Annotated in this window: 19 protein-coding genes and 1 riboswitch; of the genes, 10 read left to right on the top strand and 9 right to left on the bottom strand. The window is 39.3% G+C overall.

Going from position 1 to position 23,016, the window contains the following annotated elements:
• Positions 1–27: 27 nt before the first annotated feature.
• From recN to nadK, 3 genes are all read right to left on the bottom strand, one after another.
• On the bottom strand, positions 28–1,701 hold the full coding sequence (recN, locus tag AC5NT5_RS10265; RefSeq protein WP_039487455.1) for a DNA repair protein RecN: 1,674 nt from the start codon (positions 1,699–1,701) through the stop codon (positions 28–30).
• Positions 1,702–1,776: 75 nt separating this feature from the next.
• Positions 1,777–2,334, bottom strand: a complete 558-nt coding sequence (locus tag AC5NT5_RS10260) for a hypothetical protein (protein ID WP_024597393.1) — start codon at positions 2,332–2,334, stop codon at positions 1,777–1,779.
• A gap of 77 nt (positions 2,335–2,411) precedes the next feature.
• The gene (gene nadK, locus AC5NT5_RS10255; RefSeq protein ID WP_004335384.1) at positions 2,412–3,296 is read right to left on the bottom strand and encodes an NAD(+) kinase; all 885 of its coding nucleotides are present in this window, start codon (positions 3,294–3,296) and stop codon (positions 2,412–2,414) included.
• 154 nt (positions 3,297–3,450) lie between these two features.
• Here nadK and AC5NT5_RS10250 point away from each other — a divergent pair, with 154 nt between their 5' ends.
• Complete coding sequence (locus AC5NT5_RS10250; protein WP_004335385.1) at positions 3,451–4,416, top strand: HrcA family transcriptional regulator; 966 nt, start codon at positions 3,451–3,453, stop codon at positions 4,414–4,416.
• Between the two features lie 58 nt (positions 4,417–4,474).
• The gene (gene grpE, locus AC5NT5_RS10245) at positions 4,475–5,086 is read left to right on the top strand and encodes a nucleotide exchange factor GrpE (RefSeq protein ID WP_024597391.1); all 612 of its coding nucleotides are present in this window, start codon (positions 4,475–4,477) and stop codon (positions 5,084–5,086) included.
• 26 nt (positions 5,087–5,112) lie between these two features.
• Here grpE and AC5NT5_RS10240 read toward each other — a convergent pair whose 3' ends face one another.
• Positions 5,113–6,315: a Bcr/CflA family multidrug efflux MFS transporter gene (locus AC5NT5_RS10240; RefSeq protein WP_494512863.1), complete on the bottom strand. Its 1,203-nt coding sequence runs from the start codon at positions 6,313–6,315 to the stop codon at positions 5,113–5,115.
• Between the two features lie 197 nt (positions 6,316–6,512).
• Between AC5NT5_RS10240 and AC5NT5_RS10235 the strand changes: the two genes are divergently transcribed.
• On the top strand, positions 6,513–7,310 hold the full coding sequence (locus tag AC5NT5_RS10235) for a M48 family metallopeptidase (protein WP_182681084.1): 798 nt from the start codon (positions 6,513–6,515) through the stop codon (positions 7,308–7,310).
• Between the two features lie 111 nt (positions 7,311–7,421).
• Here AC5NT5_RS10235 and AC5NT5_RS10230 read toward each other — a convergent pair whose 3' ends face one another.
• From AC5NT5_RS10230 to AC5NT5_RS10220, 3 genes are all read right to left on the bottom strand, one after another.
• Positions 7,422–8,438 (bottom strand): alpha/beta fold hydrolase, encoded by a 1,017-nt coding sequence (locus tag AC5NT5_RS10230; protein WP_494512864.1) that lies wholly within the window; start codon positions 8,436–8,438, stop codon positions 7,422–7,424.
• A 198-nt stretch (positions 8,439–8,636) separates the two neighbouring features.
• Positions 8,637–9,425, bottom strand: a complete 789-nt coding sequence (locus AC5NT5_RS10225; protein WP_494512865.1) for a nucleoside-binding protein — start codon at positions 9,423–9,425, stop codon at positions 8,637–8,639.
• Positions 9,426–9,557: 132 nt separating this feature from the next.
• Positions 9,558–10,871, bottom strand: coding sequence for a Na+/H+ antiporter NhaC family protein (locus AC5NT5_RS10220; protein ID WP_004335396.1), 1,314 nt, complete (start codon positions 10,869–10,871; stop codon positions 9,558–9,560).
• Positions 10,872–11,225: 354 nt separating this feature from the next.
• On the opposite strand from AC5NT5_RS10220, the gene dapB reads away from it, so the two are divergent.
• The 6 genes from dapB to ribB all read left to right on the top strand — a co-directional run bounded on the left by dapB (position 11,226) and on the right by ribB (position 19,814).
• The gene (dapB, locus tag AC5NT5_RS10215) at positions 11,226–12,029 is read left to right on the top strand and encodes a 4-hydroxy-tetrahydrodipicolinate reductase (RefSeq protein WP_494512866.1); all 804 of its coding nucleotides are present in this window, start codon (positions 11,226–11,228) and stop codon (positions 12,027–12,029) included.
• Between the two features lie 361 nt (positions 12,030–12,390).
• On the top strand, positions 12,391–13,527 hold the full coding sequence (carA, locus tag AC5NT5_RS10210) for a glutamine-hydrolyzing carbamoyl-phosphate synthase small subunit (RefSeq protein WP_494512867.1): 1,137 nt from the start codon (positions 12,391–12,393) through the stop codon (positions 13,525–13,527).
• A 16-nt stretch (positions 13,528–13,543) separates the two neighbouring features.
• Entirely contained in the window at positions 13,544–16,762 is a 3,219-nt protein-coding gene (gene carB, locus AC5NT5_RS10205; protein ID WP_039487473.1) for a carbamoyl-phosphate synthase large subunit, read from the top strand.
• A 48-nt stretch (positions 16,763–16,810) separates the two neighbouring features.
• Positions 16,811–17,287 carry a transcription elongation factor GreA gene (gene greA / locus AC5NT5_RS10200; protein WP_494512868.1) on the top strand — a complete coding sequence of 159 codons (477 nt, stop codon included), beginning with the start codon at positions 16,811–16,813 and terminating at the stop codon, positions 17,285–17,287.
• 321 nt (positions 17,288–17,608) lie between these two features.
• A complete protein-coding gene (locus AC5NT5_RS10195; protein ID WP_494512869.1) occupies positions 17,609–18,667 on the top strand; it encodes a S66 family peptidase in 1,059 nt (352 codons plus the stop codon).
• A 76-nt stretch (positions 18,668–18,743) separates the two neighbouring features.
• Positions 18,744–18,915: riboswitch (FMN riboswitch) on the top strand.
• A 245-nt stretch (positions 18,916–19,160) separates the two neighbouring features.
• Positions 19,161–19,814, top strand: coding sequence for a 3,4-dihydroxy-2-butanone-4-phosphate synthase (gene ribB / locus AC5NT5_RS10190; protein ID WP_182671740.1), 654 nt, complete (start codon positions 19,161–19,163; stop codon positions 19,812–19,814).
• 80 nt (positions 19,815–19,894) lie between these two features.
• On the opposite strand, the gene AC5NT5_RS10185 is transcribed toward ribB, so the two are convergent.
• Positions 19,895–20,551, bottom strand: a complete 657-nt coding sequence (locus tag AC5NT5_RS10185; protein ID WP_004335410.1) for a nitroreductase family protein — start codon at positions 20,549–20,551, stop codon at positions 19,895–19,897.
• A gap of 362 nt (positions 20,552–20,913) precedes the next feature.
• Positions 20,914–21,939 (bottom strand): zinc-binding alcohol dehydrogenase family protein, encoded by a 1,026-nt coding sequence (locus AC5NT5_RS10180; RefSeq protein ID WP_494512870.1) that lies wholly within the window; start codon positions 21,937–21,939, stop codon positions 20,914–20,916.
• A gap of 133 nt (positions 21,940–22,072) precedes the next feature.
• Between AC5NT5_RS10180 and AC5NT5_RS10175 the strand changes: the two genes are divergently transcribed.
• Positions 22,073–23,008, top strand: coding sequence for a LysR family transcriptional regulator (locus tag AC5NT5_RS10175; protein WP_494512871.1), 936 nt, complete (start codon positions 22,073–22,075; stop codon positions 23,006–23,008).
• Positions 23,009–23,016 lie beyond the last annotated feature (8 nt).

Below are 23,016 nucleotides of genomic sequence, written 5' to 3'. Positions count from 1 at the left end.
AATCCTTCAAAGCTCTATTAACCAATATTAGGCATGGGCCATTATTAGTTCTTTAGCATTCGCTTTAGCTGTTTTACTAATATTATCACCACCAAGTAAGCGAGCTATTTCATTAATACGACCATCTTTATTCAAAGGCAGCATATGAGTGAACGTTTCGCCTTGTGCTATTTCTTTAGCTACAAAAAATTGTTGGTGTGCGCTACTAGCAACTTGCGGTAAATGAGTAACACAAATCACTTGAGTAGACTTACCTAACTGGCGCAATAGTTTGCCTACGGCTGATGCTGTAGGGCCAGAAATACCTACATCAACTTCATCAAAAATAAGCGTTGGGGTTGTTACTTTTTGGGCAATAATTACCTGTATAGCAAGGCTAATTCGCGAAAGCTCACCACCTGAGGCTACTTTAGCTAACGGCTGAAGTGGCTGCCCCGGATTAGTTGATACTAAAAACGACACATTATCGTACCCTAAGCTATTAGGTGCGCGGCTACTCTCTTGAGTTAAAGCTATTTCAAATACACCGTTTTCCATCGATAAATTAGCCATGCTTTCACTTATTAGTGTGTTAAGTGTATTAGCATACTCATAGCGACTTTTACTTAGTTCATCGGCAGCTTGCTTATAACTAAGTAACGCGCTTTCTATTTCTGACTCTAGTTGCTCCAGACGATTACTATTATTACTTATTGACTCAAGCTCCTGAGCAATCGATTGATGAAACTCAACTAGCTGCTGTGGTTTTATGTGATGCTTACGCGCTAAATCCATCGCACCGCTTAGTCTATTTTCTACTTCACCTAAACGAGCAGGATCTAAATCTGCTTGCTCAGTATAATTTCGAACTTCACGGCTTGCTTCTTCAACTTGTACTGCGGCTTCACTAAGGAGGGCTGCTACGCCCGCTAAGCTTTCGTCGTATTGAGCCAGCTCAGCGAATTGTTGGGCACTGTGCTGCAGCATTGAACAAGCATTTTGTTCATCACTTTCATATAAATATTGTAATTCACGTTGGCACGATTCTAATATTGTTTGGCTGTTACTAAGTTTGTAATGCTCGGCCTCAATTAAATCAAACTCACCTTCTTGTAAGGCAAACTCATCGAGCTCTGCAACTTGGTATTCTAACAATTGTTTTTGCGCTGCTTGTTGCTGCTGTTGTTGTTCTAAATGTTTAAATTCTTTTTGTAAGTTAGCAAACTGTTTATAGTTGTTATTTACATCATTTACTAAGTGGTGATGTCCTGCATAAGCATCTAAAAGCTGTAACTGATGCTCAGCTTTTAATAAGTGTTGGTGGGCATGTTGTCCATGAATAGATATTAAATATTGACCAAGTTCTTTTAATTGTGATGCGGTAACGGCACTGCCATTAATATAGCTTTTACTGCGTCCATTTTTGCAAACAACACGACGCAATAAACATTCATTATCGTCATTGTTTAGCATATGTTGCTCTAAAAACGATTGAGCTAGCGGTAAATCTGTTAGGTCAAATTGAGCGCATACTTCTGCTTTATCAGAGCTTGGGCGCACTGCTGATGCTTCAGCTCGTTCACCTAAACATAATGATAGCGCATCAATAGCAATAGATTTACCAGCACCTGTCTCGCCAGTGATCGCGGTCATACCGCTGCGCCATTCTGTGCTTAAATTACTAACAATTGCAAAATTTTTAACTTCTAAACCAATTAACATACTGTTTATCCATCCAGTCAATTAACTGTTAATTTATACAGTGTTTTGGTTTTTTGCAAATTAATTTTTTATTATTTATGCAACGCTTACATCTTGAGTAAATTGTGTATCAGAAGTTTTTGGAGAGGTATCAATTTGATCATCAACAATATCAGTAGCTTGTATAATGTCTTCGGTTTTAAGTAGCCCGATAAGTGGAGGTAAAGTATTTAGGTAAAAACTCTTATTGTATAAAATTCCTTGCTGAGGTAACTCAGATACAAAGTACTGTATATTATCAATCAATGGCTGGATTATATTCGTTTGATTAGTTTTAATTAACTCGTTGGACAACGTATTAATTAGTAGGTCAGCGGTATCTTCAAGTTGTTGCAAATTCTCGTCTGTATGCGATTGCACAACAAAAAAATTATTTACAATAGCTTGAATACGAGGAACGTATTTTGGGCGAATTATTTTAGCATCAAGAAGATCATTAAGCTTTGCTTTAAGGCGTGAATTTACATGCGAAACACGTTCATTAAATAGCTTTTTTCTAGCTTCGATTGCTTTTTTGCGATTACTCTCAATTTTGAGGTAACTGTATAAAAGTGTAATTAATAGCAGTAAAGCAAAGAATACTACATAAGTCATTGCTACTCGTTCCTAAATTATTTGATTATTATTTTAAGCCGCCATTTTGCTTTATAGTACTAAATTTGGCAATAAAATTAGTACAAACGACTACCCCAATTTAGTTTTGTACGTAAAACGTTGTAGTACGAGTAATTTTTTGGATGAATTAAGCGCAATTGTTTATCCGCTTTTTTAATTACTACCTCATCGCCGGGTAATACGGCAAGCACAACATGGCTGTCGCAACTTACTTGTAAGCTATCTGTATTTTCTAGGCTTAGCTTTAAGCGTACTTCGTTATCGGCATCGACCACTAAAGGTCTGCTAGATAAGGTATGAGGAAACATAGGCACTAACGATATTGCATTTAGCTCTGGCGTTAAAATTGGCCCGCCACCTGAAAGTGAATATGCCGTAGAGCCAGTAGGGGTTGATACTATTAAACCGTCAGAGCGCTGAGAAAACACAAAGTCATTATTTATAAAAGCTTCAAACTCAATCATATGCGCTACTTTATCGGCATGAAGTACCGCTTCGTTAACGGCAGAATTTGCACTCTTTAATTCGTTGTGGCGATATACTTCTACTTCTAATAAAAAGCGTTTTTCTTCAAGGTACTCACCACTGAGGACTTGCTCTAAGCTCGCTTCAAACCCTTCAGGGTTTAAATCAGTTAAAAAGCCAAGGTTACCTCTATTTACTCCAATTACAGCAATGTTAAAGCGCGCAAGCACGCGTGCAGCACCAAGCATGTTACCGTCACCGCCTACAACAATAGCTAAATCGGCTTGTTCTCCTAAGTCGACTAACTTAACAAGTTTGTCATGCGGGATATCGTCTAATTGACTCCCTGTGCGTTTTTCTACTATTACCTCAAAACCAAGCGCAAGTAAAAATGTATGTAAGCGCTGAAGGGTAGCAGCGGCTCCCGGGTGATTAGGTTTGCCAATTAGGCCAATGGTATTAAAAGGAGAGTCCATAATGTACGCACAAAAAGATTTAATAATTGTAGAGTAACTCAAAACAGAAGTGTTTGAAAATACAGATTATAGCAATATTATAAACCTTCAATTTTATTCGCAGTGAGTTAACTGCACGACTTGAAAAACAACTAAACGCCCCGATATCTCTTTCATGCAACAAGATGTAGATACCATGAAACTAAACTCACGAGATCAGCAAATTTTTTCAGCTGTTATGAACATGTACTGTAATGGTGAAGGCTTGCCTGTTCCATCAACAAAAATTGCCAAGCTCAAAGGCATGGCAGTATGCTCGGCTACGGTTCGTAATGCTATGGCTCGCTTAGAAAAAGTGGGGCTATTGTATTCACCTCATACATCTGCAGGACGAGTGCCCACAAATGAAGGGTTTGATTATTGGTTTGACGAGTTTTTTCCACTCGCTGACATTGCTAATTATTGGCAACCAGAGCAATCACAACTCGTTGAATTAGCACATGGTTTGAGCCAAAAATACCAAATATGTTGTTGTGTTGGTTTACCACAAGCCAGCTCGCAGCAAGTGTTTAGAGTAGAAGTGCTTGATTTTGATTCTACCGACTGGCTTATTCTATTAATAGACAGGGCTGGGCAGAGCCACAACATTTGTATTGATAAACCTCATGATTCGTCAGACTCTGTTCGTTATCAGTTTGCAACATGGTTGAACACCGTATTTAGCCAACAAACTCTTATGGAGGGTTTGTATCGTATGCAGGCGATGGCAAATACAGCGCCTCGAAATTGTCATGATTCGCTTAATCAATGGACGCGACAACTAAGTCAAAAATTAGGCTCAGATAATAGTATTGTAGTTGGCGAAAATTACCTCTATAAACAAATCGATTGTGAGCAAAGTTTAAATATTGGTGTTTCGTTTTTAAATTATGTAGAAGATAAACTCGCTTTTAAAAACGGTGTCTCGGTACTTAATAGCGAAAAATTGCCTTTTACTGAGTGTGATGAATTGATCGTAATAAGCGTGCCGTACTTTCAAAATCAAGAATACCAAAGCCGCTTTTGTATAATTTGCCCTAAATCAGCGCAAATCGAAGAAATAATTCGAGAATTTAAATTAATTGAGGCATCTAACTCTTGAATCTTTTTATTCAATCCCCATAATTACCGCAGTTGTAAAGAATTGGAGCACGTATTTTATGTCTGAGCAGACACAAAACCCTGAGCAAGAAGTAGAATTAAACGAAGAAATTTCTAAAATGCAGGCTGATGTAGAAGCAGCAGTAGAAGCCGCTGATCAACATGCAGAAGAAGAGCAAAGCCCTGAAGCAGAAATAGCTATGCTATATGCAGAGCTTGAAGCTGCTAAACAAACTATTGCTGACCAAAAAGATGGTGTTGTTCGTGCTGCAGCAGACGTAGACAACATTCGTCGTCGTGCAGCACAAGATGTAGAAAAAGCGCATAAGTTTGCACTAGAAAAATTTGCTAACGAATTACTACCTGTAATTGATAATCTTGAGCGTGCTATTGAGTTTTCTGATAAAGAAAATGAGACTCTAAAGCCGTTGCTTGAAGGTATCGATATGACAGTTAAAAGCTTTAACGATGCTGTTGCAAAGTTTGGTGTTGAAATTGTAAACCCACAAGGTGAGCAGTTTAATCCAGATTTTCATCAAGCAATGTCAATTCAACCAAGTAACGATGTAACACCTAATACAGTACTTGCTGTTATGCAAAAAGGTTACACATTGAATGGTCGTTTATTACGCCCTGCAATGGTTATGGTTTCTAAAGCTGCTGATGCTTAATTGAATTATTAGTTTTAAAAAATGCCTCATATTGAGGCATTTTTTTTGTCTTTTTTATAGTGAATTAACTGTACGAGCATAGTAAGCAAAACCGCGCTAAACATTAGACTTGAAAATGGCACTGCGCTTTTTGCATGCATAATAGCGAGTAGTGGGCCAACTAATGCGCCACTGCCAAAACGAAGTGTGCCAATTACGGCCGTTGCCGTGCCTGTGTTTTTTTCAAACTTCATTAATATTAGCGAGTCAGCATTACTTGCAGTGACGCCTAAGCTCATCATTAATGGCGCAATAGCAGCCACAATATAATAAAGTGATAAATGCAATAAGCTAAATGTTAACAAAGCCAGCCCCGATACAAATCCAAATGTAAGCCCAATATAGAGCATTTTTCGAGAGCCCAGCCTTGGTACAATTCGCGTATTTAAAAAGTTACCAAACATCAGCGCCATTACGTTAAAGGCAAATAACACACCAAATAACTGTTCTGACACTTCATATAAATCTAAATAAATAAATGGTACTGAGGTCAAAAAGCAAAAAAATCCAAACGATACAAACATAGAACTGAGTATGTCGGCACGTGCATCTTTATTACTGAGTACTGTTTTATAGCTATCAAAAAATAGAGCGAGACCCTTTTTTTCATTTTTGTGAATAGGAATATCAATTAGATACACTTGCACTAACGCCAATATTAAAAAGCTATATCCAGCAAGAACCAAGAATATTGTTGACCAAACAGAAAATCCTAAAATAAACGAACCAACAGAGGGGGCAACTAACGGTGCTACCATCATGATCATCGATACATATGACATTCCTTTAGCTGTATTTTGCTGATAAATATGGCGAATAATACCCGGTACTACTACCGTTGCTGCCGCTCCCGTAAATGCTTGCACTGCTCTAAGAGTCCAAAAAGCATGGATCTCGGTGGTAAATGCCAGTGCAAGTGAGCTTGCACCAAATAAGGTTAAGCCGATACGTGCAAGCTTACGGCGGCCAATTTGATCGGCAATGGGGCCAAAAAATAGCATCCCTAATGAATAGCCTGCTAAGTAAATACTCAACGATATTTGTACATTGGGCATATTAGTGTGTAAATCGTTTGCAATTACCAGCATGGCAGGTAAGTACATATCTATCGCCAATGGCGTAATCGCCACTATACTGGCTAATAAAGGCAATAAAATACGGGTATTAAAAGACGAGGCTGAGGCGTCCATGTGTAAACTCAACAATCACTAAAAACAAGGGTTATAGTGTAACAGGGCATTGTATTTGGATAAACTTAGTTTGCCCGCTAAGTTTATCGTCATATTGCTTTTTTTTAATATAACGGTACATAAAGCAAATATTTTAAATTGGTACTGTGTTTGCTATTCTACAAGCAATAAAAAATTCATTACTTAAGAGAATTATCATGAAAAAACTAGTACTTGCAGTATTAGCGACAGCCGTTTTAGCCGGTTGTAAAACGTCACCAACAGGACGTACTCAAATAGCGCTTTACTCAGATCAACAAATGAGTGAAATGGGCACAGCTAGCTTTGCCGAAATGAAAGCATCTCAGCCAATAAATAAAGACGCTAAAACAAATTCTTATGTAAATTGTATTGCTGAAAAAGTAGTGGCTGTATTACCAAAAGAATACGCGTCGCAAAATTGGGAAGTAGTGGTATTTGAAGATGAATCTGCTAACGCTTTTGCATTACCTGGGGGTTACATTGGGGTTCATACGGGCTTATTAAAAATAGCCACCAATCAAGACCAATTAGCAACAGTGCTAGGGCACGAAGTAGGGCACGTAATTGCTGAGCATTCTAATGAGCGTGTTTCACAAAGCTCTATTTTAGATACCGGTATGCAGCTTGGTAGTGCTGCACTTGAAATGGGTAATATTCAATACCGTAACGAAATTATGCAAGGCTTAGGTTTGGGCGCACAATATGGAGTTGTTTTACCATTTAGCCGCTCTCACGAATCAGAAGCCGATACTATAGGTCTGGATTTAATGGCACAGGCGGGTTTTAATCCACAAGAGTCGGTTACACTTTGGGAAAATATGAGTGCAGCGGGCAGCGGTACAACCCCTGAGTTTTTATCTACTCACCCAGCGCCAAGTAACCGTATTAAAAATTTACAAGCGCAAATGAGTAAAGCACTTAGCGAGCAAGGCACTGCTAAAGCACAGGGTAAAAACCCACAATGCACACTGTAGTTAAGCGCTTTACTATTTGAAGTAGTGTACGTTTAGTATTAATGCGTAATTAAAATAAAACCCCTGTAAGTATTTTACCTACAGGGGTTTTATTTTAGTTTTTAAGCGTGGTTATTTAGCAGCAAGTGCTTGTTTAAATACATTTTTAAAGCGTTCGAAATCTTCAATGTGCGGCAGGTGCCCTAAATTATCCAGTTCAAATAATTGTGCGTCAGGGATAAGTGTTGCAGCGTGTTTGCCTAATTTATCATATCTACCAAGCTCGTAATCAACACCGTCTTTTTTCCAGTTACGGCCAGGGCCGGTTCTATCGCGTGTACCAATAATTAATTTAACCGGTACAGTTAAATCTTTAAATTCGGTTATTACAGGTTGAGTGAAAATCATATCGTATGTTTTTGCATTTACCCATGCCACTTGTTCTTTATCCGGGCCTTGTATTTGCCCTGTTATAAAGTCGGTTAAGGCTGAATATGTGGCATTCCACTTACCATCGTAGTAATTTTTCTGTTGGTATTTTCTTACGCCTTCTGGTGTTTTTGAAAATTCGTTTTTATAGAAAAAATTTGTATCTTTGTAATCAACATACTGCAGGTAGTTTTCAAGCCCAATAGGGTTAAGTAAAATTAATTTACTTGTTGTGTTTGGGTACATTAATGCAAAACGACTCGCTAGCATCCCACCCATAGAGTGCCCTAATACAATTGACTCTTTTATATTAAGTGAGTCCATTAACGCATGAGTATGATGAGCAAGAGCCGCAAATGAATACTGGTAATTAGTTGGTTTAGATGATTTTCCAAAACCAATTTGATCAGGAATTAATATGCCGTAGCCTAAAGATTGCAGGTATTGCGCAGTGGTAGTCCAGTAATCTGCATTAAAATTTTTGCCGTGCATAAGCGTCACTGTAGGCATGTCGGATTTGGTAGGCTTTAAGTAAATATAGGCCATTTTAAGAGACTGTTTTTGTGACTCAATGTTAAAGTAATTTACTTTAAAGTCGTACTGGTAACTGCTTAAAAGCGCATCATAAGAAAGTGAAGAGGTATCTTGCGTTGTGCTCGCTAATGCATTGTTTGTTAATAACAATAAAGTAGAAAAGCAAATAACTTTAATCGACGACATTTGGTTACTCCAATTAAGGACAAATAATATGAGCTCTAATATATAAAACTCAGAATAATTCATTATAGTAACCAAACATTAAGTACTATTCAATTGAGGCTTTGTCATGCTCAACGTTGTTTAATTTGGAGATGAAAAAAGCGAAGCTAAAAGAGAGCTTCGCTTATTAATGTAGGGTAAAAGAAGTATCGTTAAAGCTTAAAACGTCCACTCAATATGGATTTGTGGCACTGACTCAGTGACTTCAGTACCTAGTTTATTGTGCCAGTATTGTAATTCCATACCCAACAGTAGTGTGTTTTCTTTCATTTGAAGAGCGTGGCCCATATCCCATACTAAAATAGGCTGTGCGAGGATCCACGCCTCTACATCGTTACCAAATTCATCTTCACGTTCTGCAATGTATTCAGCGTGGCCTTTAAAGCTAAATTTTTGTGAGCCAATAGTGAAAGGGTATTCAAAGGCAACATCAAGCATCCAGCTATTTGTTTCAATAGGAGCCCCGCCTTTTGCTACACCTTCACTATCGTCAATGTAAGCTGTTAATAGCGTTTGAAAAAAGTTAAACCCAGGTACATCCCAGCTTAATTTAACACCAGGCAAGTATTTCATTACTTTAGCGTCGCCAGCAACGTTAATACCACCGGTAAGGCCCACATCTAATAATGCGCCTGCGCCAATTTTTTCGCCGCTAATGGCCGATAAGCTTACCGTTGAATACCACTCACCATAAAAATCAGCATCTTGGTAACCATCATCGGTATCGTCTTTACTGTAATCGATAAAAAAGAAGTTATCGCCGTAATCGTAACCCGATGCATGTTGAACCGAGTAAACAGTGGTGTTTGACTCTTGCTCAGTGAATGGGTTTTTTTGGTCGCCATTATTAATATGTAGTGCTGTGCTGCTCCAATTAGCCGCAAAAGCAGAAGACGATAAAACAATTGATGTAAAAGTAACGAGAGGAAGTAATTTTTTAAATTTCATATCTGTATTTAACTATAATTTTAGTGACACGCGAAGGCGCGCATTATAGCAAAAGTGATTGGTATGTAGAGTATTATTTTAACATATGTTGCAGCTTACTTATTAAGCTGCAACATAGTGTCGGTGTTTAAACTATGCTTTATTACGGCGTAAGCAAATAACTGCAATGGCTGTAAATGCTAAAATAAAGCAGTAATAAGAAGACGTTGATACTTCCCACGGGCTAATTTTAAACGTAGCACCTAATAACAATGCTTGGGCACCGTATGGCAATGAACCCTGTGTAACACAGGCAAATATATCAAGTAAACTGGCAGAGCGTTTACCGCTTATTTCACCGTCATCTGCTAGTTTTTTAGCAATAGGACCGGCCACAATAATAGACACTGTGTTATTAGCAATACATACATTACTTGTTAAAACTAACGCAGCGATACCTAATTGATCTGCCACTTTACGGTGCCATTTTGCAATGATTTTAGTAATCGCTTGAATTTTTTGAGCAATGTAATCAAGACCACCGTTAATACGAATAAATTCAGATAAGCCACCAATAAACATAGAAAGTAAAAATATTTCCTGCATATCAGTAAAGCCTTTGTAAATGTCTTTTACAAAGCTTGCGCCTTCGTAACTTCCTGTAAAGCCCATTAATGCGGCAAAAATAATACCGCTAAATAACACGACAAATACGTTCAAGCCAGCAACTGCTAACACTAAAATAAAGGCATAAGGAAGTACTAACCAAATATCATAGTCTTTAGTTTCAACTACTTGTGCAGCAGGTGTTAAATAAAACAACAGGGCGATTGTTAGAATGGCTGCAGGGACTGCAATTTTAAGATTTTCTTTAAACTTGTCTTTCATTTCACAGCCCTGCGTGCGCGTAGCTGCAATAGTGGTGTCTGAAATAATAGATAAGTTATCGCCAAACATAGCGCCAGATACAATCGTACCTGCCATTAATGCTGGGTCTATACCTGTTTTAATTGATACCGCATAAGCGATAGGGCCAATGGCGCCAATCGTACCCATTGACGTTCCCATTGCAGTAGAAACAACGGCCGCAATTAAAAACAAACCAGGGAGCAATAACGAAGGTGGAATAAGTGATAAGCCTGCATTTACTACCGCATCTACTCCACCGGTTGCACTTGCCACAGCCGAAAAGGCACCTGCAAGTAAGTAGATTAAACACATGGTAATAATATTGTTGTGTCCGGCACCTTTAATAAAGGTCTCTACACATTGGTTTACCGTGCCTTTATTTAAAATAAACGCAAGCATGATGGCGGGCAATATAGCAACAGGTGCAGGTAGTTGGTAAAAAGCATAATCAACCCCTTGCGATTGCAAATACAAACCTGAGCCTAAAAATAGCGCTACAAAGGTAAGTAGGGGAAGTAAAGAAAGTATTGCTTTGTTTTTATTAAATGATGGCTGCATCATAATCCTCATAACCAGTAAAATTTATCACAGCCAAAACTCCTCTTTTAGCTGAATTTAGCAGTACAACTTTTTATTTTAAAAAGTTGTTAGCCGCAGCGTCCGCAAGCCAAAGACCAAATCGACGCGAAAGAGAAGTTTAAATGTATAGATGGCTAAAGTAAACTGGTATTGTTATTATTATTAAATTAAAAGGTCACCTGACTATTGCATGACTTTTAGATAATATCTATAAAGCAACGCGATTTTCAGCGATTAATATTTATCCAACTGCATAAAAATACCCACCTGCGTATTTTGTAATGCCCGGATATATGGCTAATAAACGGATTCAAATTAAATTAGGTAAAAACCATGACTACAAATCGAATAGGTGTTTTTGGTGCTAACGGCAGAATGGGCTTAGCCCTATTAGAAGCCGCGACAATTAAAGAGCAAACACAACTTACAGGCGCATATGTTCGTAGTGGTTCATCGCTATTGGGCATTAATGTAAATCAAGTAAATAGCGCAGCCGATAACAGTGTTAGCTTTAGCGCCGAAAGTACAATAGATGATGTAGATGTTTTAATCGACTTTACGCTGCCAGCGGGTATGAAAAACCATTTAAAAACAGCTGTTGCACAAAAAATTCCTATGGTGATTGGCACAACAGGTTTAACAAATGATGATATGGCGCTATTACACGATGCCGCTAAACATATCCCTATTGTATTTGCGCGAAATTACAGCGTAGGTGTCAATGTATTACTTAACCTTGTGCAAACTGCAGCGACTAAATTTGGTGACGATTTAGATATCGAAATATTTGAAGCGCATCACCGTCATAAAATAGATGCACCATCGGGTACTGCACTGGCAATAGGTGAGTCAATCGCGCAAGCGAAAGGCTGGGATCACGACGAGGTTGCGGTACATGACCGAAGCCAAATAGAAACAGCGAAATCTCAAAATGAGATTGGTTATTCTGTCCTAAGAGGTGGCGATATAGTAGGTGAACATACCGCATACTTCGCTACAATGGGCGAAAGGCTTGAATTAACACATAAAGCAAGTTCGAGAATGACGTTCGCTCTAGGTGCTATAAGGGCTGCAAGCTGGTTAAAAAATAAACCTGCTGGACTTTATGATATGCAAGATGTGCTAGATCTTAAGTAGTTTAGTTACTATTTTAACTGTTTGGGTCTAATTTTACCTACAGTGACTTATTTGTAACAATTAACCAAATAATGTTAGACCTAAATAGCAACTTCATGTAATATGCAGCCAATTTGCCAAAAATTACTAAATGCGTGTTTCCAATTATACCCAAGTGGCTAGTAAATCCAGGGTTTCAGTGGGAATGAAAATAGTTTTAGGCAAGAAAAATGATTGAAGGTTGAATGCTTTACATCTGCATCATTTAAGACTGCGTAAAACAATTTAAGCTCACAAAAATCTGGTTTTGACGATCCCTCTGGGTATTGGCGGGGTGTTAAGCAATTGCTTACTCCCGTTTTTTACTGTTAGGAGGTTTAACTTGACTAAATCCGCTCTGTTAGTCCTAGAAGACGGCACAGTGTTTCGCGGTACTGCAATCGGCGCTGACGGCATGTCAGTCGGTGAAGTGGTATTCAATACGTCTATGACTGGTTATCAAGAAATTTTGACTGATCCATCATACGCGGAACAAATCGTAACTTTGACGTACCCACATATCGGTAATACGGGTACCAACAGCGAAGACGAAGAAGCGAATCAAATTTGGGCTAAAGGCCTAGTGATCCGTGATTTGCCACTGCTAGCAAGTAACTTTCGTAACGAGCAATCGTTAGATGATTACTTAAAAGAACGTAATATTTTAGGTATTGCGGACATCGACACCAGAAAGCTAACTCGAATTTTGCGTGATAAAGGCGCACAAAACGGGTGTATTGTTGCCGGTGACGAGCTAGACGAAAATAAAGCGTTACAAGCCGCGCAAGCCTTCCCAGGCTTAAAAGGTATGGATTTAGCAAAAGTTGTCTCAACCAAGGAAAATTTTGAGTGGCGCGAATCAAGCTGGACATTAGGTGAAGGATTTAAAACCCTTGACGCTGCTGATGAAAAGTTTCATGTTGTTGCCTACGACTTCGGTGTAAAACGTAATATTTTACGTATGCTTGTAGACCGTGGTTGTAAACTTACAGTAGTACCAGCGCAAACTTTAGCCGCTGACGTACTTGCTTTAAACCCTGATGGTATCTTCCTATCTAATGGCCCTGGTGATCCTGAGCCATGTACTTACGCTATTGAAGCCATTCAAGCCTTTTTAGAAACCGACACACCTATTTTTGGTATCTGTTTAGGTCATCAGTTATTAGCCCTTGCCTCAGGTGCTAAAACAGAAAAAATGAAATTTGGCCACCACGGTGGTAACCATCCAGTTAAAGACCTAGACCGCAATGTAGTTATGATCACAGCTCAAAACCATGGTTTTGCAGCTCAAGAATCAAGCCTACCAAGTACGCTTCGTGCCACGCATAAATCGTTATTTGATGGAACGCTTCAAGGTATTCATCGTACTGATAAGCCTGCGTTTAGCTTCCAGGGTCACCCTGAAGCAAGTCCAGGTCCACACGATGCAGCACCATTATTTGACCACTTCATCGATTTGATGCAAGCGCGTAAACACTAATTTAACTGGAGTAATAATGCCAAAACGTACCGACATAAAAAGCATTCTTATCTTAGGCGCAGGCCCAATTGTAATTGGTCAAGCTTGTGAATTTGACTACTCTGGTGCTCAAGCGTGTAAAGCACTTAGAGAAGAAGGCTATAGAGTTATATTAGTTAACTCAAACCCTGCAACTATCATGACCGATCCTGAAATGGCCGATGCTACCTACATCGAACCAATTCACTGGGAAGTGGTAGAAAAAATTATTGAAAAAGAAAAGCCAGATGCAGTACTGCCTACAATGGGTGGTCAAACAGCATTAAACTGTGCACTTGATTTAGACAAGCACGGTGTATTGGCTAAGCACGGCGTTGAGCTAATTGGCGCAACGGCGGATGCAATCGACAAAGCAGAAAACCGTGAACGCTTTGACGTAGCAATGAAAAACATTGGCCTTGAATGTCCTCGTGCTGAAATTGCTCACTCAATGGAAGAAGCTAAAGATACAATGAGCCGAATTGGCTTACCATGTATCATTCGTCCTTCTTTCACCATGGGTGGCACCGGTGGCGGTGTTGCTTACAACATGGAAGAGTTTGAAGAAATTTGTGAGCGCGGTTTAGACTTATCGCCAACAAACGAATTATTGATTGATGAATCACTGATTGGTTGGAAAGAGTACGAAACAGAAGTTGTACGTGATAAAAACGATAACTGTATTATTGTTTGTACCATTGAAAACTTTGACCCTATGGGTGTTCACACTGGCGATTCAATCACCGTTGCACCAGCGCAAACGCTAACCGACAAAGAATACCAAATTATGCGTAACGCCTCTATGGCGGTATTACGTGAAATTGGTGTAGAAACTGGCGGTTCTAACGTGCAGTTTGGTATTAATCCTGAAGATGGCCGTATGGTTATCATTGAGATGAACCCACGCGTATCACGTTCATCTGCACTTGCATCAAAAGCAACGGGTTTCCCAATTGCTAAAATTGCTGCAAAGCTAGCAGTAGGTTACACGCTTGACGAGCTTCAAAACGATATTACTGGCGGTAAAACTCCCGCGTCTTTTGAGCCTTCAATCGATTACGTTGTAACAAAAATTCCTCGCTTTAACTTTGAAAAATTTGCCGGTGCTAACGATCGCTTAACTACGCAAATGAAATCGGTTGGCGAAGTAATGGCGATTGGTCGTAACCAACAAGAATCATTACACAAAGCATTACGTGGTCTTGAAGTGGGCGCAACAGGTTTTAACCCAATAGTTGCACTTGATGACCCTAAAGCGAAAGAAAAAATCATCCGCGAATTACGCGAACCAGGTGCTGAGCGTATCTGGTACATTGCCGATGCAATGCGCCATGGTATGAGCGTTGATGATGTTTATGAGCTGACTAAAGTTAATCGCTGGTTCTTAGTACAAATAGAAGATATTTTAAAAGACGAAGCAAAAATTGGTGAAGTAGGTATGGCTGGTTTAAATGCCGACTTCCTACGTAAACTTAAACGCAAAGGTTTCGCAGATCCACGTATAGCTGAAATTGCTGGTGTATCTGAAGCTGAAATTCGTAAAAAACGTCACCTATTAAACATCGTGCCAGTATACAAGCGTGTTGATACGTGCGCCGCAGAATTTAGCTCAGACACAGCTTACATGTACTCATCTTACGATGAAGAGTGTGAAGCAAACCCAACAGATAAAGACAAAATCATGGTTATTGGTGGCGGTCCTAACCGTATCGGCCAAGGTATTGAATTTGATTACTGTTGTGTACATGCCTCGCTTGCGCTTCGCGAAGACGGCTATGAAACCATCATGGTTAACTGTAACCCTGAAACGGTTTCTACCGATTACGATACATCTGATAGACTATACTTTGAGCCAATTACACTTGAAGACGTACTCGAAATCGTACGTGTTGAAAAGCCAAAAGGCGTTATCGTGCAGTACGGTGGTCAAACACCACTTAAATTAGCACGTGAGCTTGAAGCGAATGGCGTGCCAGTAATTGGTACTTCACCTGATGCGATTGACCGTGCAGAAGATCGCGAACGTTTCCAACAACTTGTTGAGCGTCTGAACTTACTTCAGCCAGAAAATGCAACAGTAACTTCAACTGAAGAAGCACTACTTAAATCAGTTGAAATTGGTTTCCCACTCGTTGTACGTCCGTCGTATGTACTAGGTGGTCGTGCAATGGAAATTGTATACGATGAAGACGATTTACGTCGCTACATGACCGAAGCTGTATCTGCATCAAACGAAGCACCTGTATTACTGGACCGTTTCTTAGATAACGCAATTGAAGTTGACGTTGACGCAATTTGCGACGGCGAGCAAGTAATTATTGGCGGTATCATGGAGCACATTGAGCAAGCGGGTGTTCACTCTGGTGACTCAGCATGTTCATTACCAGCACATTCTTTATCGCAAGAAGTGCAAGATGTAATGCGCAAGCAGGTAACAGATATGGCGCTTGAGCTTGGTGTTGTTGGCTTAATGAATACACAGTTTGCTGTAAAAGATGGCAAAGTGTACTTAATTGAAGTTAACCCGCGTGCAGCACGTACAGTACCGTTTGTATCAAAAGCAACCGGTGTGGCGCTTGCTAAAGTAGCGGCTCGTTGTATGGCGGGTCAGTCTTTGGCAAGCCAAGGTATTACTAAAGAAGTGATCCCTCCTTATTACAGCGTTAAAGAAGTTGTACTGCCATTTGCTAAGTTTCAGGGTGTGGATCCAATCCGTGGTCCTGAGATGCGCTCAACGGGTGAAGTGATGGGTGTTGGTGATACTTTCGCCGAAGCATTCGCAAAAGCACAATTAGGTGCAAGCAACACTTTACCACGCGGTGGTCGCGCGTTATTATCTGTTCGTAATAGCGATAAGCCACGCATTGTTGAATTAGCCAAGATTATGACCGACTTAGGTTTTGAACTTGACGCAACAGGTGGCACGGCACAAGCTCTTGAAGAAGCTGGCATTGAAGTACGACGTGTAAACAAAGTATATGAAGGCCGACCGCATATTCTTGATTATATCAAGAATAAAGAGTACAGCTATATCGTTAATACCACCGAAGGTCGCCAAGCGATCGAAGATTCGAAGGTGTTACGTCGTGGTGCATTGCAAAATAAAACCAACTATACGACAACCTTGAACGCAGCTTTTGCTAACTGTACTGCTAACAAAGCAGATGACCGTAGTAAAGTAACGTCAGTTCAAGAGCTACACCTGCGATTGAATTAAGGAAATGTGCCAAGGCCAACTAGGGCCTTGGTGTTAAGTGAGAAAAGTATGCAATCAATTCCGATGACAGTTCGTGGCGCAGATTTACTGCGCAAAGAGCTTAACGAATTAAAAACAGTTACCCGTCCTAAAATCGTAAGTGATATTGCGGTTGCACGTGAACATGGTGACTTAAAAGAAAACGCTGAGTACCACGCCGCGCGTGAGCAACAGGGTTTTTGTGAAGGTCGTATTCAAGAAATTGAAGCAAAGCTTTCAAATGTTCAAATTATCGATGTAACTAAAATGCCAAATACGGGCAAAGTTATTTTTGGTACCACAGTAACTATAGTAAATGTAGATACGGATGCTGAAGTAAAATATCGTATTGTAGGCGATGATGAAGCAGATATTAAAAACAACTTAATTTCTGTTAATTCACCGATTGCACGTGGCTTAATTGGTAAACAAGTAGACGATGCAGTGTCTATCCAAACGCCAAAAGGTATCGTTGAGTACGAAATCATTGAAGTTGAGTATCTTTAACGCATAACTCACTTTAACGTTTTAAATAAAAACCGATGTATTTACATCGGTTTTTTTATGCCTTAAATAAATCACTATACTGATAAGGGTGTTCATATTGCATAAAGAGTAAGCATGATGATATAGGTACATAATCACTTTATACCAATCTGCTTATATATGGGGTCTATTTAACGTTAAGAAAATTACGCTAGAACTAGGCAAAAGTTTTAATATCTAGTTGTTCTAAATAAAAAACTTTTAACGACGTTATAGTGCAATTTAATTCGTTAAATTGATCAAAGATTTATGCAGGTTGGTATTATTAAAAAGGAACACTCAATGGCTAATATACTTTACCCAGCGCCTTTAAAAGTAGGCTCTAAAATTGCTATTTGCTCGCTTTCATCTGGGCTAAAAGAAAAGTATCACGGACGATTAGATATTGTTATAAATGGACTAAAACAACGAGGGTATAATGTTGTTGAAGGCGAGTTTTTACGTCAAAACAAACCACGTGAACAGCTTAATGCTAAAGCGCATGCTAAGCAGCTAATGGGTTTTTTATTAGATGATGAAATAGATGCGATTATGCCGCCAATGGGTGGTGAGCTGGCAATGGAAATACTGCCACTACTTGATTTTAACGCCATTAAAGAAGCAAAGCCTAAGTGGTTAGTTGGTTTTTCTGATGTGAGTACTATTGCATGTGCACTCACTGCTAAGTGCCAATGGGCAACCCTACACAGCGCCAATCTTATGCAGTTACACCCAGATGAAAAAAATCCGTATAGCTTACAAATATTTGAAACTCTGACCTACGAAGCCGGTAGTAAATTTGAGCAAGGTCCTTCTTCTTTATACCAAAAAAATAAGCCTAATTACGCGAAAAACCCGAACGAATTACTCAGCCCGAGTGAGCCCACAAACTGGCAATGTTTAAACTACACAGATAAACGTACCATAGAAATGTCTGGTCGGTTATTTGGTGGGTGTTTAGATACCGTAGGTTTATTGCTCGACTCGCCATTTTTAGCGCTGCATGAGTTTAAAAAGAACAGTGCGCCCGAAGGGCTTATTTTATACCTCGAAAACTCAGAACTTACACCAACAACCGTTGCACGATTTTTACTGTCATTAAAATTAGCCGGTATATTTGATGATATCAATGGCTTGGTTTTAGGGCGAAGTGAAATAACACAAGGTCATTACGATGCCTTTGATTATCGCCATGCGTTAGATGTAGCGCTAGGTGGGTGTTTATTTCCTGTAATTTTTGATGCAGATATAGGGCACGTTCAACCTAATTTAAATTTGGTCAATGGTGCTACCTGTACGCTAGTTGCTGATATAAACGAAGGTATTGTGGAGTGCGCATCGTTAAATATTCAACTTTCGTAGTTTTTATTGTATTTAGTTTTGAAAAACAAATAAATACAAGCGTATAATATGCCTACAGTAAGTGCTAATGCTTACTGTAAATTCTCAGGGCGGGGTGAAATTCCCCACCGGCGGTATGTTTAATGTTTTTTATGACTTAAACGAGCCCGCGAGCGCTTTATTTAACTTATTTTAGGTTAAGTAAAGGTCAAGCAGATCTGGTGAGATGCCAGAGCCGACGGTTACAGTCCGGATGAAAGAGAATATGGCTTATTATACTAAAACCAATTTTATTAAAGACATGACCGTTGTATCGCGTTAAGTGAGCTATTTTCTTTGCGCTATAATTAGTCACTAATTTAATGTTATTGGTATAACAGTGTGCGCTGCATTTTGCTGCGTGCTTTTTGTTATTTTATTTAAGCTATTTTGGTAGTGATCGCTTTAAATTTAAGTGATGTATTACTGATCCTTTCACAGTCCTGAATCTATTATTTTTATTTGGAATATAATGATGATTCAGTCTCTACTTACTCAATTCGGCGAAAGCCATACCCGCGTACAAAGCGCCATCACTGCACTACAGCAAGGCCAAGGCGTACTTGTTGTTGATGATGAAAACCGTGAAAATGAAGGCGACTTTGTTTTTTCAGCTGAGCATTTAACGACTTCTCAAATGGCCGAAATGATCCGCGAAGGCAGCGGTATTGTTTGTTTATGCATGGGGGATGAGCGCATTAAACAGCTCGACTTACCGCAAATGGTAGCTAACAATACGAGTCAAAATAACACCGCTTATACAGTCACTATTGAAGCTAAGCATGGCGTTACAACGGGCGTGTCAGCGGCTGATAGAGTAACTACTATAAAAGCAGCGACAGCGGATAATGCAAAACCAAGTGATTTATCGCGCCCAGGGCATGTATTTGGTTTAAAGGCACAAACGGGTGGCGTATTAGTGCGTCGCGGTCATACCGAAGCATCCGTTGATTTAATGCAACTTGCCGGCTTAAAACCATTTGGCGTAATTTGCGAGCTAACAAATCCTGATGGCTCAATGGCGCGCTTACCTGAGGTGAGTGATTATGCTAATAAACATAATATGACCGTTGTTTCTATTGAAGATTTAGTGCAATACATTCAGGCTGCACAGCGCAAAGTAAGTTAAACTGCTTTAAAGCAAAAAAACCACTTATTTAAATAAGTGGTTTTTTAATATTGTTATCATTTAAGTTTATAACGTATTACTTATAAAACCTGAATAACTTGCTCTTTTGCTAAGCGAGATTTAGGTAATTTAGCATTATAATCTTCAGCGCTATCATGATAGCCAAGTACTAATGCCACGTCGCATACGTAACCATCAAGTTCTTTTTCAAAGACTTCGCCAATCAGCTCGGCATCTACGCCTTCCATTGGGGTTGAATCAATGCCTAAACGTGCAGCGGCATGCATAGTGTTACCCAGTGCAATGTAAGTTTGTGCTTTAGTCCACTCTTCATTAACGCCTTGCTCATCAGTATTCATATCAACAAACGCATAAGCACCAAAAGCTTGTTCGCGATTTTCTGCTTTAGTACGGCCATTTTTAATATCTGCATCAATAACTTGTGCGTAGTCATCGCGGGTATATTTAGGATTGTGAGCGAACAATATTATATGCGAAGCTGTTTTAATATGTGGCTGGTTAAACGCAAATTTATTAGCAAATGTACTATGCATACGCTCTTTAGCCTCATCTGATTCAATTACGATGAATTTCCAAGGCTGCGAGTTAATAGATGATGGAGATAGGCGCATAGCTTCGTAAATAACGGCTAAATCGTCTTGAGATACACGTTTCGTTGCATCGTAACGTTTTGCTGTGTAACGCTTTTCTAAGTCATTAATAATAGGGTGAGTCATTAGTTTCTCCATTGAGTAGGTGTTTTACCTGTATTTACTATGTTGAGTCAGTTTTAGTAAAAACAAACCCTTTTAAAAATTTATTACAAAAATAATATCGTGTTTTTAAATCACTCTAATTATTTAATTCAATTGATATCTACGTAAAGTAAAGCCTATCAATATAGCTAGGTACGGATAGTAGTGGGTTATTACAATATGATAAACAGGTATATGGTTGAATCATTATCAAATATTATTAGGTAATAGTTTCTTTAATAAATATAAATACACTAATAGCCACCGCGAAATATTGGTTGAAGACACCAATTACATTGGTGCCTCCAATTAATTCAGGCAGCGCGTATTTGGTATTTATGGAATTAAAAACCTTCCAACACTATTTTGCCAATAGAGCGACCTTCTTCAAGTTCTGCGTGTGCAATACGCAGGTTAGCCGCATTTATAACGCCTAAATTTTTACCAATCGTTGTTTGAATATGGCCCTGATCAATTAACTCAGCAACATGATTTAATAACTTGCTTTGCTCAATTAAATCTTTGGCATTAAACATTGAGCGGGCAAACATAAATTCCCAATGTAGCGATAAGCTCTTCATTTTTAATTTACTAACATCTAATGACTCAGGATCGTCAATCATTGCAATTTTACCAAATGGTGCAAGTACCTCTGTATACGCTTCAAAATAAGTATCAGTACTGTGCAGACTTGCTACATGTGTTACCGAGCCAATGTTTAATGCGTCAATTTGAGCCGGTAATGGTTTTGTATGATCAACAACATAATCTGCGCCTAGTTTTATAACCCATGCTTGTGAGCTTTCACGCGATGCAGTGGCAATCACTGTTGCACCAGTAATCGCTTTAGCAAGCTGGATAAAAATAGAACCAACGCCGCCTGCGGCACCTGTTACTAAAATAACTTCGTCTGATTTTGTTTTTGCATCAGCTGCTTGTTTTACAATGTTTAAATGCTCAAATAATAACTCGTACGCTGTTATTGCAGTAAGTGGTAATGCAGCAGCTTCAGCATCGTTTAAGCTTTGTGGTTTGAACCCTACAATGCGCTCATCCACTAATTGAAATTCTGCATTACTACCTGGGCGGGTAATATCACCTGCGTAGTAAACCGCATCACCTGGTTTAAAGTCTGTAACAGCTTCACCTGTTGCAACCACTTCGCCAACTGCATCCCAACCAATAACTTTTATTTCACCGTTTGTTGGTGGCATATATAGGCGCACTTTATAATCGGCAGGGTTAACTGCAATAGCTTTAACTTTAATTAATAAATCACGACCTGTTGCAACTGGCTGTGGTAATTCAACATCAATTAACGACTCAGGGTTTGAAACAGGAAGAGATTTTTTATAACCAATGGCTTTCATAATAAGTGTCCTAATCTATTTACATATAAGGTGCAAGCCATGCTTTGGCTAGCTGATGGATAGATAGTAGACCTTGCTTTAATATAGATAAACCGCATAATTGTTGAATCATTATCAAATATAAATAGATAATATGAACATAGAAGATTTAAAACTTATTTTAAAAGTAGCTGAGTTTAGAAGTATTACGCTCGCAGCTGCTAAGTTAGATATGCGTACAGCCACAGCAAGCGCTGCTATTAAACGCGTGGAGTCAGCGCTTGGTAGCGAGCTGTTTGTTCGTACCACACGTCATTTAAGGTTATCGGCTGCTGGGGAGCGCTACATACCACAATGTGAGCAGGCTTTAGCTGTACTTGAGCTTGCAAAGCAAAATCTAAAAGGTGAGCACGACGAAATAGAAGGCGAGCTGCGTGTTGCCCTTTCATCTGATTTAGGCCGTAACTTAGTGATCCCATGGATTGATGAACTCATGGACACTTATCCAAAGCTAAGTTTAAGAACGCATATAAGTGATAGTAATATCGACTTTTACCGTGACTCAGTTGATATAGCGCTTCGTTATGGCTCGCCTAATGATGCTAGCGTTTATGGATTCAAAATTTGTAACGTACCGCGCTTGTTATGTGCAACTGACGAATATCTCTTACAAAACGGGGCTCCCATGCATCCCGATGATTTAGCGTCGCATCAAGGTTTGTTTTATCAGTTGCAGGATATTATAAATAATACGTGGGAATTCACCGATGGTGAGTCAAAATATAAAGTTAAAATGAATGGCAGGCGCGCCTCAAACGATGGCGATTTAGTAAGGCGCTGGTGCGTTGCGGGTAAAGGCTTGGCTGTAAAATCAGCCCTTGATATAGCCGATGATTTACTCAATGACAGGGTGGTTACTGTAATGCAAGATTATCAACATGTTAATGGTGAACTTTGGCTTATTTGCCCAAGTAGGCAGTCAATAACCCCAGCGGTGCGTTTACTACGTGATGCATGCAGAGCAAAATCCCAAGCTATTTTGCAGCAGTTGGTAAATAAAGGAATTATTGATAAAAGCGTACTGAGCTAATTAAGGAA

Source organism: Pseudoalteromonas sp. J2K-J599 (assembly GCF_059295115.2).
The sequence above is the reverse complement of the archived record's forward strand: the minus strand, read 5'-3'. Positions and strand labels throughout refer to the sequence as shown.

Excerpts from the sequence above, each read along its gene's own strand:
- carB (WP_039487473.1), top strand. The coding sequence starts at position 13,544 with ATGCCAAAACGTACCGACATAAAAAGCATTCTTATCTTAGGCGCAGGC.
- AC5NT5_RS10225 (WP_494512865.1), bottom strand. The coding sequence starts at position 9,425 with ATGAAATTTAAAAAATTACTTCCTCTCGTTACTTTTACATCAATTGTT.
- AC5NT5_RS10195 (WP_494512869.1), top strand. The coding sequence starts at position 17,609 with ATGGCTAATATACTTTACCCAGCGCCTTTAAAAGTAGGCTCTAAAATT.
- dapB (WP_494512866.1), top strand. The coding sequence starts at position 11,226 with ATGACTACAAATCGAATAGGTGTTTTTGGTGCTAACGGCAGAATGGGC.
- AC5NT5_RS10175 (WP_494512871.1), top strand. The coding sequence starts at position 22,073 with ATGAACATAGAAGATTTAAAACTTATTTTAAAAGTAGCTGAGTTTAGA.
- nadK (WP_004335384.1), bottom strand. The coding sequence starts at position 3,296 with ATGGACTCTCCTTTTAATACCATTGGCCTAATTGGCAAACCTAATCAC.
- AC5NT5_RS10185 (WP_004335410.1), bottom strand. The coding sequence starts at position 20,551 with ATGACTCACCCTATTATTAATGACTTAGAAAAGCGTTACACAGCAAAA.
- AC5NT5_RS10220 (WP_004335396.1), bottom strand. The coding sequence starts at position 10,871 with ATGCAGCCATCATTTAATAAAAACAAAGCAATACTTTCTTTACTTCCC.
- AC5NT5_RS10180 (WP_494512870.1), bottom strand. The coding sequence starts at position 21,939 with ATGAAAGCCATTGGTTATAAAAAATCTCTTCCTGTTTCAAACCCTGAG.
- AC5NT5_RS10235 (WP_182681084.1), top strand. The coding sequence starts at position 6,513 with ATGAAAAAACTAGTACTTGCAGTATTAGCGACAGCCGTTTTAGCCGGT.
- AC5NT5_RS10240 (WP_494512863.1), bottom strand. The coding sequence starts at position 6,315 with ATGGACGCCTCAGCCTCGTCTTTTAATACCCGTATTTTATTGCCTTTA.
- AC5NT5_RS10230 (WP_494512864.1), bottom strand. The coding sequence starts at position 8,438 with ATGTCGTCGATTAAAGTTATTTGCTTTTCTACTTTATTGTTATTAACA.
- grpE (WP_024597391.1), top strand. The coding sequence starts at position 4,475 with ATGTCTGAGCAGACACAAAACCCTGAGCAAGAAGTAGAATTAAACGAA.
- recN (WP_039487455.1), bottom strand. The coding sequence starts at position 1,701 with ATGTTAATTGGTTTAGAAGTTAAAAATTTTGCAATTGTTAGTAATTTA.
- ribB (WP_182671740.1), top strand. The coding sequence starts at position 19,161 with ATGATTCAGTCTCTACTTACTCAATTCGGCGAAAGCCATACCCGCGTA.
- AC5NT5_RS10260 (WP_024597393.1), bottom strand. The coding sequence starts at position 2,334 with ATGACTTATGTAGTATTCTTTGCTTTACTGCTATTAATTACACTTTTA.
- AC5NT5_RS10250 (WP_004335385.1), top strand. The coding sequence starts at position 3,451 with ATGCAACAAGATGTAGATACCATGAAACTAAACTCACGAGATCAGCAA.
- greA (WP_494512868.1), top strand. The coding sequence starts at position 16,811 with ATGCAATCAATTCCGATGACAGTTCGTGGCGCAGATTTACTGCGCAAA.